The organism is Priestia sp. FSL R5-0597, from assembly GCF_038006305.1.
Lineage (GTDB): Bacteria > Bacillota > Bacilli > Bacillales > Bacillaceae_H > Priestia > Priestia zanthoxyli.
This window is the reverse complement of record NZ_JBBOUZ010000001.1, coordinates 291,773-305,403: the sequence shown is the minus strand read 5'-3', so window position 1 is coordinate 305,403 and position 13,631 is coordinate 291,773. Positions and strand designations below refer to the sequence as shown.

General features: G+C 38.4%; 14 protein-coding genes. 5 read left to right on the top strand and 9 right to left on the bottom strand.

Going from position 1 to position 13,631, the window contains the following annotated elements; genetic code table 11:
* Positions 1–109 precede the first annotated feature (109 nt).
* The 4 genes from MKX72_RS01655 (at position 110) to MKX72_RS01640 (ending at position 3,473) form a co-directional block, all read left to right on the top strand.
* Complete coding sequence (locus MKX72_RS01655) at positions 110–802, top strand: response regulator transcription factor (RefSeq protein WP_155008615.1); 693 nt, start codon at positions 110–112, stop codon at positions 800–802.
* A 3-nt stretch (positions 803–805) separates the two neighbouring features.
* Positions 806–2,152 (top strand): HAMP domain-containing sensor histidine kinase, encoded by a 1,347-nt coding sequence (locus tag MKX72_RS01650; RefSeq protein WP_154990684.1) that lies wholly within the window; start codon positions 806–808, stop codon positions 2,150–2,152.
* 72 nt (positions 2,153–2,224) lie between these two features.
* A complete protein-coding gene (locus MKX72_RS01645) occupies positions 2,225–2,800 on the top strand; it encodes a PepSY domain-containing protein (RefSeq protein ID WP_033580707.1) in 576 nt (191 codons plus the stop codon).
* Between the two features lie 133 nt (positions 2,801–2,933).
* Complete coding sequence (locus tag MKX72_RS01640; RefSeq protein WP_154990685.1) at positions 2,934–3,473, top strand: PepSY domain-containing protein; 540 nt, start codon at positions 2,934–2,936, stop codon at positions 3,471–3,473.
* Positions 3,474–3,508: 35 nt separating this feature from the next.
* Here the strand turns inward: MKX72_RS01640 and MKX72_RS01635 are convergent, their stop codons facing one another.
* The 7 genes from MKX72_RS01635 to MKX72_RS01605 form a co-directional block, all read right to left on the bottom strand.
* Positions 3,509–4,786, bottom strand: coding sequence for a DUF445 domain-containing protein (locus tag MKX72_RS01635; RefSeq protein WP_154992328.1), 1,278 nt, complete (start codon positions 4,784–4,786; stop codon positions 3,509–3,511).
* 127 nt (positions 4,787–4,913) lie between these two features.
* Positions 4,914–6,269 carry an amino acid permease gene (locus MKX72_RS01630; RefSeq protein WP_033580704.1) on the bottom strand — a complete coding sequence of 452 codons (1,356 nt, stop codon included), beginning with the start codon at positions 6,267–6,269 and terminating at the stop codon, positions 4,914–4,916.
* 226 nt (positions 6,270–6,495) lie between these two features.
* Entirely contained in the window at positions 6,496–7,146 is a 651-nt protein-coding gene (locus MKX72_RS01625; protein ID WP_034266934.1) for an amino acid ABC transporter permease, read from the bottom strand.
* Positions 7,147–7,160: 14 nt separating this feature from the next.
* The gene (locus MKX72_RS01620) at positions 7,161–7,799 is read right to left on the bottom strand and encodes an amino acid ABC transporter permease (protein WP_155008614.1); all 639 of its coding nucleotides are present in this window, start codon (positions 7,797–7,799) and stop codon (positions 7,161–7,163) included.
* Between the two features lie 74 nt (positions 7,800–7,873).
* Positions 7,874–8,689, bottom strand: coding sequence for a transporter substrate-binding domain-containing protein (locus MKX72_RS01615; RefSeq protein WP_033580702.1), 816 nt, complete (start codon positions 8,687–8,689; stop codon positions 7,874–7,876).
* 21 nt (positions 8,690–8,710) lie between these two features.
* Positions 8,711–9,439 carry an amino acid ABC transporter ATP-binding protein gene (locus MKX72_RS01610; protein ID WP_028410185.1) on the bottom strand — a complete coding sequence of 243 codons (729 nt, stop codon included), beginning with the start codon at positions 9,437–9,439 and terminating at the stop codon, positions 8,711–8,713.
* Positions 9,440–9,915: 476 nt separating this feature from the next.
* Positions 9,916–10,437: a M15 family metallopeptidase gene (locus MKX72_RS01605; protein WP_048021637.1), complete on the bottom strand. Its 522-nt coding sequence runs from the start codon at positions 10,435–10,437 to the stop codon at positions 9,916–9,918.
* A gap of 214 nt (positions 10,438–10,651) precedes the next feature.
* On the opposite strand from MKX72_RS01605, the gene MKX72_RS01600 reads away from it, so the two are divergent.
* Positions 10,652–11,449, top strand: a complete 798-nt coding sequence (locus MKX72_RS01600; RefSeq protein ID WP_340758603.1) for a hypothetical protein — start codon at positions 10,652–10,654, stop codon at positions 11,447–11,449.
* A gap of 40 nt (positions 11,450–11,489) precedes the next feature.
* Here MKX72_RS01600 and MKX72_RS01595 read toward each other — a convergent pair whose 3' ends face one another.
* A complete protein-coding gene (locus MKX72_RS01595; protein WP_155008613.1) occupies positions 11,490–12,710 on the bottom strand; it encodes a multidrug effflux MFS transporter in 1,221 nt (406 codons plus the stop codon).
* A gap of 67 nt (positions 12,711–12,777) precedes the next feature.
* Entirely contained in the window at positions 12,778–13,599 is an 822-nt protein-coding gene (locus MKX72_RS01590; RefSeq protein ID WP_049162735.1) for a MerR family transcriptional regulator, read from the bottom strand.
* Between the last annotated feature and the right edge of the window lie 32 nt (positions 13,600–13,631).

Sequence of the window (13,631 nt, the reverse complement as noted above, 5' to 3'; positions counted from 1 at the left end):
TTATTGATATATTTAGTAAATAACCATTGATTTCCTTATCATTTATACACCCCGAATCTCTCCATGCTATAATGTACGCAACTATACATAGACACAAGGGGGAATTTTTTTGAGTAAAGGCAGAATTTTAATTGTAGAAGATGAGCGCAAAATTGCTCGTTTAATTCAGCTCGAGCTTGAACATGAAGGCTATGAAACCGGCATGGCTTATACGGGCACAGAAGGATTGGCAGAGTTTCAAGAACACGATTGGGATTTGCTGCTTTTAGATGTGATGCTTCCTGAACTGAGCGGACTTGAAGTACTTCGTCGCATTCGAGCAAACAATGATCAGACGCCCGTTATCTTATTAACCGCTCGAGACGCCCTTCCTGATAAGGTAAGCGGACTAGATTTAGGAGCGAACGATTACATTACAAAGCCCTTTCAAATTGAGGAGCTTTTTGCACGTATCCGCGTATGGCTTCGCCATCCTGCATCAGCATCTCCTGCTGAAAAAGAAGCAGATACTCTGCAGCTAGGAACTTTAGTTGTTAATGAAAAAACGCGAGAAGTCACGCGTGAAAATGAAGCTATTGAGCTGACTCCTAAAGAATATGATTTGCTTGTCTATATGCTTCAAAACAACAATCAAGTGCTGAGCTTTGAACAGCTTCTTACAAACGTATGGGGATTCGATTACTACGGAGACACCAATATTGTATACGTATACATTCGTTATTTGCGCAAAAAGATTGATGCACCATTTTCAATACCTTATATTCAAACAGTGCGCGGCGTTGGCTATATGCTTAAGGAGTAGCTTATGAAACTGCAAACAAAGATTATCCTTACATCAACTGCCCTGCTTTTTATTCTCTTAGTAATTGCAAACAGTTCGATTTACTTCATTTTCAAAAAAACCATGGAAGACAATGCAATTGAACGTTTACAAGCAGAAACAAGCAACGTAACAAATGGGCTAAAACAAACAAGTTCGACGGTTAAACAAGCCAATTTGCTTCGTGCCTATTTGCCTCCTAACGGAATGATTCGTATTTTGCCTAAATCAGGGAGTCCTTTAGTTGTATCGGTTACTGATCAAACGAAAGAGCTTCAGGACTTATCCTATTCTTATTATTCAAATGAACAAACAACCATCAAAGAAGACGACGGCCACCTATACGCAATTTCGCATACTCCGGTCATTTGGACGAACGGTGAAGTCGTTTCTTTAGAAGTCACGGAACAACTCGAAGACGTGGAACAATCTTTACAGACGTTAAAATTCATCTTGCTTATTGCCTCTCTTGTTATATTAATTCCGACCATATTTGCCGGACGGCTTTTAAGTAAAATCATTTTGCGGCCTATCAAATCTCTTATTCATACTATGGAAGAAATTCAAGTGTCTCGCACATTCAAAAAAATCGCTCTCTCTTCCTCTTCTAAAGATGAGTTAGATCAAATGGCCAACACCTTCAATAATATGATGGATTTATTAGAGGAAAACTATAAAAAGCAAGAGCAGTTCGTATCCGATGCTTCTCATGAATTAAAAACACCCCTGACCGTGGTAGAAAGCTATGCCAATATGCTAAAACGCTGGGGGATGAAGCGTCCAGATATTTTAGAAGAAGCCATCGAAGCCATTCACTCTGAGTCTTTACGCATGAAACAGCTTACGTCTCAAATGCTGGTGCTTGCGAAAGATGAGTCGCAGTGGGAGCTTCACATGGACCACGTAGATGCGGCGGCCGTCTGTAACCAAACAATCAAGCATCTAGAACAAGCTTTTGAACGAACCATTTATTTAAGCGTAAAAACTGATCATCCAATTGTAACAGCCGATGAAAAGCGCTTAAAGCAGCTGCTGTACATCCTCTTAGATAATGCCATTAAATATAGTGAAAAAGCGGTAGAGGTAACCATAACAAGAAGCGAAAGCTTTATGATTACGGTCACAGATCAAGGAATTGGTATTCCAAAAGAAGATTTATCAAACGTGTATGAACGCTTTTTCCGCGTAGATAAAGCAAGAAATCGAGAAACCGGTGGTTCAGGGCTTGGGTTATCCATTGCTCGAAAGATTGTAGAAGCCCATAGCGGACGTATTGAGATTAGCAGCGATGAAGGCAAAGGGACATCCGTAACGGTTTGCTTTCCTCTTTGATTTCTCACCGTTTCTTAGAGATTTTTAAGAATTGCCTGCTATACTATTTTTCATAATACTGGAGGTGAATGTATGAAGAAAACGGTGCTTTTTATACTTATCTTTCTTGCTGTTGGTTCAGCTTGCTTTTATGGAATAGCAAAAGCAATGAATCGATCTGATACCATTTTATCCGAGTCTGAAATCAGCCGTATGATTCAGCAGAAATATGGCGGCACGATTGAAAATGCAAGTTTTTCTCAAAAAGATGATGAACCGATTTATCGAATCACTTTGCTTAAAGGTGATATTCCATACCACATCACAGTAAATGGAGAAAATGGAGAAGTCCAGTCATTAATCAAACAAAAAGTAGAGAAACAAACGTCTACTCAAACTAAAAATGATACAGAAAAAGAACAAAAAAAGAGCGAGCAGCCACCCGTTTCTCCTACATCCGACGAGCCTCTCATTTCAATGGAACAAGCAAGAGATATTGCTTTACAAAAAGTAAAAGGAACGTTTTCCTCAGTTGAAATAGAAGAGGAAGAAGGCCAAACCTTCTACGAAGTCGAAATTGATCAGTCTAAAACAAGAGAAGCTAAAGTAATGATAAACGCTTACTCTGGGCATGTAGATTCCATCACCTATGAAAATGACGACGACTAAAAGTACAGCGGAAAGCTGTGCTTTTTTTATACACCTTTATTTATTTCTAAGAAAATTTTAAACTTCTTCTTCTTTTCCTTTAAAGTTCATCGGCTAAGATAGTCTTAACAACAAATCAAGGAGGCCGTAACATATGAAAGTTATTACAACCGTTTTAGCCAGTGCAGTATTAGTCGGTGGATTAGGTGCAAGTGCATATGCCATGACGGATCAGTCTAAAAGCAATGACAAGAAGCAAACCACAACGATTGAAGAAGCCAAGGCAAAAGACATTGCTCTTCAAAAAACAGACGGCGGTGACATTACAAATATCCAATTAGCCGTAGATGACGGCGTTAAACAATATGAAGTAGATATCACAAAAGGTAATAAAGAATACGATGTAGATATTGACAGCAGAAGCGGTAAAATCATTGAATTTGATGAAGACCAAAAAGACGATGATGATGAGAAAGAAGAAAATCTCCAAAACATTTCCCCTGCTGTTTCATTAGATCAAGCGATCAAAACAGCTTTAAAAAGTGCTAAAGGAACCGTGAATGAAACGGATTTAGACCAAGAAAACAGCCGTTTAGTATATGAAATTGAAATTGACACAGCCGATAAACGTGAAGCAACTGTTTCAGTAGATGCCAAAAACGGTGACGTAATCAGTGTAGAAATAGATGATTAATAGAAAAAGCACGCTCCAAAAGGGGCGTGCTTTTTTTATACCGCTAATTTAATAACCGTTAACACAATACCAATCAAGAATCCACATAGAGCTCCGTTCACTCGAATCCACTGCAAATCTTTTCCGACATTGTTTTCCATCATATCCACAAGCGTTTCATCATCTAATTTATCTAAGTTTTCTTGAACAAGCTGCCCAATTTTTGAATGATTCTCGTCTACAAAACTCATGATTTGCTTTTGAATAGCCGTATCAATTGCTTCTTGACGCTGTGCATCCACTTCAAGAGCATTCAGCCAGCTCTCTACGTAAGGAACGGCGTAGCTTTTCATAAATTCAGGGCTTTCAATAAATGCCGTCACTTTCGCTTTCATTTTATCGACGATTTCTGTTAATTTATTCGTTACATTTAATTCATTAATCGTTTTTTGTTTCCATGCTTCTAATTTCTCAAGAAGTTCTTCATTGTGCTCCAAGCCTTGCAGCTCTTTTCTAATTCCATTTACCAAAGCAAGGCGATATTCATCATCTTCATTACGAAGACGACCTGTAATAGAAAGCAGTAGATTTTGCAAAATAGACCCTAGCTTCTCTTCGTTAATCATGCTTTGAAATGATTTGAGAGCAAATTGTAAAATACCGTCAAGCTCAATATTATCAAGCGCATTTTTAGCAATACTTCCGAGCTGATACTGGGTTTCTTCTTTTTTAATCCAGCCCTCTCCCTTATTTAAAAGAACATCAAGTGCTTTTTCATCATACTGATTTCTAACCACTTCTCCAACAATCGAATGCACGATAGGCTTTAACTCTATTGCTGAAAGCGATGACTTGAGCTCTTTTTCAATAATAGGAACTACTTTCTCTGTATCCACACGATTAATCGCATCAACAAGCAGTGCTGTTCCTTTTTGTTGAATCGTTTCCGAATGAACACCTTTTCGAACAATCGGAAGCAAACGCTTTGTAAACGCAATTCTTTTCACTTTTTCTTGAATACTTTCTTTTGACAGCCAGTCGTTTTCAAGCGTTGAGACTAACCCTCTTGTAATACGCTGCCTGTTTTTAGGAAGCAGCGCAGTGTGTGGAATAGGAATGCCTAAAGGGTGACGAAAAAGAGCCGTAACTGCAAACCAATCCGCTAAGCCCCCGACTAATCCAGCTTCGAACCCACCTTGAAGCAACCGACCCCAAATTGAATCACCAAAAGGCATGGTGGCAACGAAGCCCACTCCCATAATGGCCAAAGAAATCGTGGCCAAGTGCTTTGATTTCTTTTTTGGGTTTGTTGTAAATACATTATTTGATTCCATTGTAGTCCTCATCCTTTATTTATTTAACTAAACATTTCATCTAGAAATATGTAACGTGATACAGAAATTTTCGCAAAAAAAGAAAGACAAGCTTTTACCCTCGTCTTTCTAGTATATTGCCTTTTTGCTATACTTCAAACTTTTTTTCTTTTCGACTTTTATTAATAAATGAAAAAATGAGGAGTACGACCAGGATAACCGCACATACGCTTGATCCAATCACATTGTTTTTGTTAAACATAAACGATACAAAAATAACAAGCAGTGCTGCTGTTGCAAAGAGCGTTGTATAAGGAAACCACTTTAAGGCAAAAAACGGCTTTTCTTTATACCCTTTACGCAGCTTTAATTGAGCTAAACAAATGCTCACCCAAATGAGAATGATCGTGAAACCTGGAATAGTCATTAAATAACTAATTACATTATCCGGCGTCTTATAGGCTAAAAACAAACCTATTAAAATACAAGCAGCCGTAATCATCAAACCGTTAATCGGAATGCCATTTTTTGAAACTTTCAAGAAGCGCTTTGATGCTTCTCCGCTTTGAGCCATAGCATAGAGCGTACGCGAAGTTGCATACATCCCTGAATTGGCTGCTGATAAAACGGCCGTCAATAAAACGAAGTTCATAATGTGAGCCGCACCTGGCAGACCGGTAATACTAAACACTTGCACAAAGGGACTGTCTTGCCCCGATACAGAATTCCAGGGCATAAGGCCGCAAATAATTAAAATAGGCAAAATATAAAAGCCAATCACTCGCCATACTGTGCCTTTAATTACTTTCGGTAACACGTTTTTTACATCTTTTGTTTCCGTTACGGCCACACCAATTAGTTCAGCTCCCCCGTAAGAGAACATCACAATTAAAAAGGCACTCAGCACACCGCTCATGCCGTGAGGGAAAAAGCCTCCATGAGCCGTATAATTTGCCCAAGGGTTTTGCACATCACTTGGAATTACACCGAATAAAATGAAAGCTCCCAAAATGATAAAAGCAGTAAGAGCAATTACTTTAATACCGGCAAACCAAAACTCAATTTCTCCGTAATACTTCACTTGAAATAAATTCATCCCGACAATCAGCACTGCACAGAGAAAGCTTAAGAGCCAAAGAGGTACAGAAGGGAACCAAAACTTCAAAAAGCTTCCTCCCGCAAGCAGTTCAACAACCGTCACAACAATCCAGTTCACCCAGTACAGCCACCCTACAATAAAAGAGGTTTGCGTACCGAATGCCTTATGCACTAAATTTTGTACGTTCATATTCGGATAGACAATTGCCATCTCCGCTAGTGCTGTCATTACAATAAATAAGATAAGGCCGCCAAATAAATACGCAAGTACAACACTTGGTCCTGCAATACCTAGCGTGTCAGCGCTACCTTTAAAAATGCCTGTCCCAATCATGCCGGCAAGTGCAATGAGCTGCACATGACGAGGCAACAGACCTTTTTTTAAATTTTGATCTTGTTTTCCCATAATGCCCGTCCCTTCTGTTCATTTTACGTGTTAGTTTAACCAAATCACTTCTTGCACAAAAACCCCTACCGGATATTCAGTAGGGGTTGGACCAACACTGTTTTTTTTCTTCTATATAATGAATGAAAATAATCTCATTTAATCACTGTTACTTTAGTCATTTTATGCGTTGCAACAATGCATTGTCAATGTTATTTATTTTCCAAAAATAAAGTCAAAAGAGTATCTACACCCTTTTGACTTCTAGTCTTCGTGCAATGACTGATAAAGCATAGTTTACAATAAAATACATCATCGCAATGATCAAAAACATCGGCACCACGTAACTTTGTTTCTGTCCATAAATGATTTGAGCATTATGCAGCAAATCAGGAAGCGCGATGACCACTGCAAGCGACGTATCTTTTAATAATGAAATAAATTGACTAACTAAAGGAGGTACCATTCGTCGCAAAGCTTGTGGCAATACAATAAAACGAAGCGTTTGGTAATAGTTTAAACCTGATGAACGTGCCGCTTCAATTTGTCCTTTTTCAATTGATTTTAATCCGCTTCGGATAATTTCTGAAATCATAGCAGATTCAAATACAGTGAGGGCCACAATCGCTGCTGACGTAATTTCCATATCAATTCCGATTTCAGGTAAAGCAAAGTATGTAAAAAAGATGATTAAAAGAAGCGGCAAATTCCGGATAATTTCTACGACAAAAGCGAGTACATGAGACAGAACTGGAATGCGGGCATACCTTAAAATACCTACTATACTTCCAATAATAAAACTTAACACAATCGAAATGAATGCCACTTTTAAAGTGACCCAAAATCCTTCCATTAAGAAGGAAAGGTGATCAGGAGAATAAGCACCCATAAAATCCATCACTTTCACTCCTTTCAGCTTGTTTTACCAAGACGTTTCTCAAGATAACCAACTCCTAAACTCAACGGAATGGTTAGAACTAAATAAAACAGAGCCACAAAAATATACACATCAAACACTACATAAGTTTGAGAGGAAACAAGATCTGCCTGATACATTAAATCAAAACCAGCAACAATCCCTAACACAGATGAGTTTTTCACTAAATTAATAAATTGATTCCCAAGAGGAGGAATGACAATTTTAATGGCTTGAGGCAATATAATGAATCGCATAGCCTGACTATACGTAAGGCCGGATGAACGCGCCGCTTCAAGCTGCCCTTTTGGAACTGCCATAATTCCCGCTCGTATGGCTTCGGCTATAAAAGCTGCCGTATAAATAGTTAATCCCAGCACTCCGGCTGCTGTACCGCTGATTCCTGCCACAATAAAAATAAAAAAGACGATAACCACAAGTGGAATATTTCGAATAAACTCTACGTAGACAGTGCCAATTACATTTACTATTTTGAGAGGGGCTATTCGCATTACCGCAATGATTGTACCAAGTACAAAACTGGCCACTAAAGCAATCAGACTGGCGATAATGGTGTACTTAAAACCTTCTAAATAAAGATCCATATTGTTCGTCAGAATTGAAAAATCCAGCAATTTTCTTCCTCCTTTCAACTAAACAAGCAGGATGAGCATAATGCTGCTCATCCTGAGAAAAGAAAACTGTACGCTTATTGTTTGATCCACTTGTCGTGAATTTCATCATATTTTCCAGAGTCTTTCATTTTTTTAAGCGCATCGTTTAATGCATCTACAAGCTCTTTGTTTCCTTTTTTCACAGCAATGCCATAAGGCTCTTCTGTGAACGGCTTTCCTACTAATTCATAAGAAGGATCTTCATCAGCCATTCCATAAAGAATAGCATCATCAGTTGTTAAAGCATCTCCTTGCTTAGATTTTAAAGCGGTAAATGCTTCTGCATAGTTTTCAAACTCTAATACCGTTGTCTCCGGTGCTTTTTCGCGAATATTAATAGCTGAAGTTGATCCTTTAACAGCCAACACTTTAGTACCTTTCTTCAAATCATCAACGCTTTTAATTTTACTGCCTTTTTTCACAAGAAGAGACTGGCCAGCTTGAAAATACACGTCCGTAAAATCCACTTCTTTTTTACGCTCATCTGTGATGGTCATTGTTGCAACAACAGCGTCAATATCTCCTTTTTGAAGAAGAGGAACCCTTGTTTTGGACGTAACTTCTTTAAATTCTACCTTGTTTTCATCTCCTAAAATCTCTTTAGCCAGCTGCTTAGAAATATCAACATCAAAACCTTCTACTTCACCCGTCTTTGGATTCTTTAAGCCAAACAAACGCGTATCATTTTTAACTCCAATAACAATTTTCCCTCTGTCTTTGATTTCAGTGAGCGCATCTTTTTTAGCTGATGATCCACTCGTTTCTTCACTTTTCCCTCCACAAGCCGCTAACATCATAGCCGCTGCTAATGAAAGCACAGCTGCCTTTAAAAACGTTTTTGATTTCTTCATATTACTCCCCCTATTAAACAATTAATGATTTAAAATACGGCTAAGAAATAAACGTGCCCTTTCTTCTTGCGGGTTTTCATAAAACTCAGCCGGAGTTGCCTCTTCTAAGATTTTTCCTTGATCCATAAATACAATGCGGTCTGCTACTTCTTTAGCAAACCCCATTTCATGAGTTACAACTACCATCGTCATTCCTTCTTTAGCCAATGTTTTCATGACATCCAGCACTTCTCCAATCATTTCTGGATCAAGAGCAGAGGTAGGCTCATCAAAAAGCATAATCTCTGGTTTCATTGCAAGTCCCCTCGCAATGGCTACACGCTGCTGCTGGCCACCTGAAAGCTGGGATGGGTAGGCGTTGGCTTTTTCACCGATTCCTACTTTATCCAAATAGTATAGAGCTGTTTTCTTAGCTTCTTCTGACGACTGTCCCAGTACTTTCATAGGCGCTAAGGTGATATTTTCTAAAACCGTTTTGTGCGGATATAAATAAAAATGCTGAAAAACCATACCTATATTGCGGCGCAGTTTGTTAATATTTGTTTTTTTATCTGCAACCAATATATTATTTACCGTCAATTGTCCGTTAGATATTGTTTCTAAATAATTTATGCATCGCAGCATCGTGCTTTTACCCGAACCCGAAGGTCCAATTACGACGACAACTTCACCTTTTTTAATCGTTAAATTGATATCTTTTAATACGTGAAAATCACCGTAATATTTGTTCACTCCGTCAAAAACAATCATTTTCCTCCTCCTAATCTACGAACAATGATAAATATTTAAATTTTTAAAATATTTAAAATATGTTAAAAATTATATTCTTACCCTTAAAGCAAAGTCAACAGTTGACAAATTATCTCTTTTTTGTAATCAAAATGAACTATCTTCAAATAAAATATGCTAGAAAAATAAAAGGTTTTGTTGGCATTTGCCGATATGTAAGCATACGTTCGCTAGGCTGAAGGTACTTGTATAAGCTTAATCAATAGATTATATTAGTTAACGCATATCTTTATACGAATTGTCTTTCATTTTTCTAGGGCAGTTCTCTCTAATCAGCCCTTTTTCTAATTATCCGTCTATCACTTTATTATATTAATATATATAATTCTCTTAGCAGTAAATTAATAAAAAAAGTAAATACAAGCTTCCATTCATGTTAGAGGTTCTGACATAAATATAGTGAAATTATATTATTTCTCTAAAAAACACACGCTTTATTAGCGTGTGTGGCCTTTTATATTTTCCGGACTCATTTGAAAATGCGGATAGTCTTTAAAACCTTGCCAATCTCCTCCCCATTCAAACCCTAAACTTTTTGCGATATCTACAACCTCCATCCAATCAGACCGATTATTGTTATTACCGTCATATTTCATGTCCCAAATAACTTGTCCGTCTTTTAACCCAATAGCAAAATCAATAGCTAGTCCATAGTTATGATAAGACTGGCCGCCCTTTGAATAGGTAACAATGTTGCCTTCTTCCGTCCTGCCTTTTGCATAAAGCTTATCTTGTTCTTCTTTTGAACGGAAACCTTCCGTAATGACAATCGAGATTCCTTGGTCGTTTGCTTGTTGAACAAGTTTATTTTTCTTTTCTTCTACGACAGGATGCAACTCAGCTGCTCCTGAAAAATCTTTTAACGTTGGACCTGGCTTTAACTCATCGCGAAACAAAAATAACAGGCTTACCGCTATCACAACTATCAAAGCTATTGCCAATTTTTTAAGAACGTTCATCTATATAAAGTCTCCATTCTTTTTTGCTGTTACTTAGATAAAATCATATCGAATTTCATTTTGTTATCCAATAAAAGAGCTGTAGTGTTCAACAAACGTCTATATTTTTTCGTTTTTTATCTATTTTCACCATTTTTTCACTATTGGTGGTTACATTAACAATTGTGGACAGCTCTGTACCACACCCCTATAACTTTTAAGGAGTGACAACAGCATGAAAAAGAAACTATTCGGTTATATCATGGCAAGCGGTTTAACACTAGGAGTTATGGCCGCTGCAAACTCCACGGCATTTGCAGCAAGCAAAGATGAAACAAGCTCTTCAACGGTTGTAGAGCGAACAAATGGCAATACAACAACTACGAGTGATGCAACACAACAAAAAGTTGATGATATTATGAAAAAAGCACAGGAAAAATTACAGAAACTCGGCGTAAGCTTACCTCAGCATCATAAAGAAGGCCCCTTTAGCAATTTAGATGCTGGTACAAAGGCAAAAGCGAAAGCTATTATGGATCAGCTTCGCGACGGCACCCTGACTAAGGAACAAGCTGAAGCCAAATTAAAAGAACTTGGCGTAGACTTTCCTGAACATAAAGGCGGTCCTTTTAGCAATCTAGATGCAGCCACTAAGAAAAAAGCCAAAGCTATTATGGACCAGCTTCGCGACGGCACCCTGACTAAGGAACAAGCTGAAGCCAAATTAAAAGAACTTGGCGTAGACTTCCCTGAACATAAAGGTGGTCCTTTTAGCAATCTAGATGCAGCCACTAAGAAAAAAGTCAAAGCTATTATGGATCAGCTTCGCGATGGCACGCTGACTAAGGAACAAGCTGAAGCCAAATTAAAAGAACTTGGCGTAGATCTTCCTGCTAAAAAGAAAGATTTTCTAAATGGTTTAGATGCTGAAACAAAAGCTAAGGCCGAAACCATTTTAGAAAATGCAAAAAAAGAAATTCAAAAACTCGGTGTCACAATGCCGTTTGAAAAGAACGAGCACAAAGTTCAATAACTAAAAAAGCTACTTGGCTGTTGAGAGCCAAGTAGCTTTTTTATGATGCAGTTTTCCGTTTCACTAATGCCATGTATACACCTAATGCTAATAAATCACAGACCATAATCACAATGCCCATCGGCAGAGCATTTTGCCCTCCTCCAAGTCCCACAAGAGGAGCTACGGCTGCTCCGAGCAAGAACGGCAGCAATCCAAGAAGCGCTGAAGCACTTCCCGCATTGGAAGCTTGATTTTGCATAGCAAGTGAAAAAACGGTGGTGTTCACAATTCCTACGCTTGATACAACAAAGAAAAGCAAGATGCAGACCAAAATAACGGACGTGTGAGTAGCAATTACAGCCACTAAAAGCACGCTTCCAACGGCTGCTTGAAGCAATCCATACATGAGAAGAGTAGCTTCTTTTACTTTACCAGCTAAACGTCCTGTCACTTGAGTAGCTATAATGAGACCAAAACCGTTAATAGCAAAAACAAAGCTGAACATCTGCGGAGACAGCCCGTAAATGTCTTGAAGGACAAATGTAGAGCCTGAAATATAAGCAAACATAGCGCTCATAATAAAACCTTGCGCCAGCGCATATCCCACGAAGACACTATCTTTTAGCAATACGCTAAATATACGCAGTACTTCTGTTAATCCACCCTCTTTACGGCGTTCGACCGGCAGCGTTTCTTTTAAGCCAAATAAAACGGCAAAAAACATTAGTGCACCAATTACGGCTAACACACCAAATACTCCACGCCACGACATAACCGTCAGCAGCTGTCCACCGGCAACCGGAGCCAAAATGGGAGCTAAACCATTTACGAGCATGAGCATGGAGAAAAACTTTGTTAAATCCGAACCTGAAAACAAGTCTCGCACGCTTGCTCTTGAAATAACCATTCCTGCTGCTCCCGCCATACCTTGAATAAATCGTAAAACGATAAAAATCCAAATAGAAGGCGCAAACACGCATAAAACAGAGGCAACTGCATAGGTGATTAATGCTGCTACAAGTGGCTTTTTCCTTCCCCGGATATCACTGAATGGCCCCATTACCACTTGCCCAAATGCCAAGCCTAATAAGCAAGCTGTCAGACTGACCTGGGCTAAAGAAGCTGACGTATGCAGTTCTTTAGCGAGCGTCGGCAGCGCTGGCAAATACATGTCGATTGATAACGGTCCAAATGCGCTTAGTGAACCCAAAATTAAAATAAATAAAATGCGATTTCCTCGGCTTAAAGACATTCCTTGGGAAATACTTTGCTGATTCATCTATTGTTGTCTCTCCCTTCAGCAGTTTTACAATAGTCTCATCTTAAACCCTCCAGCAACTGGATAGTCAAGACGTAATTCGAATTTGAATTTCCGTCAGCCGCTCTTCTTCATGATGAGAAATAAATGAATCTACAATTCGCCGAATTAAAAAAGGCCCTTCTGCTTTGTATCCTTCGGCTTTAATAAAGTTCAGTAACGTATCGTAATAGACTCCTGTGGTATCTCTCTTTTCTCTCATATAAATAGATGCGTAATCGCCTTCAGGTATTAACGTAACGAGTTCATGCTTAAAAGAAACATCGCTTTCGACCAATAAAAAAATGCCATCGTAATCTGTAAATTGTTGTTTTTTTGTGTTTTCTACAGATAGTATAAACCCTACTTTCCCAATCATAATCGGGGTAATATGACTAATTTTCTTTTTTAAATCACGGAGAACACTTTCAGTTCCGTCTAACGTACCTACCTCTGCTTTTACTTGCACAACTTCACGAGAAGGAAGGTGTTTGATGAAGGGGGCTCCTATTTGGTTAATATGTCTCGTCTGTTCTAATTCCTTCATTCGAGTTGTTAACTGCGCATTCACTCTTTGAAGGTGACGAATTTTTTCTTTTGTTACCTTCTGATATTCCGCTAAGGTGTCAATAAATTCATCCAAGCTGCTGTGCTCCATTTTTCTTTTAATTTCTTTTAACGGAACTCCCATCAGCTTTAAATAGACAATGATATCTAATTTCTTAAATTGTTCTAACGTATAATAACGATATCCAGTTTGCGGATCAACTTCATAAGGCTCGAACAGACCAATTTCATCATAATAGCGAAGTGTTTTAATCGGAATATCGTGCAGTCTGGCCATTTGCCCAATCGTAAATTTGTTTTGCACTATAAGTTCACCTTCTTTATGTAAAGCTGCTT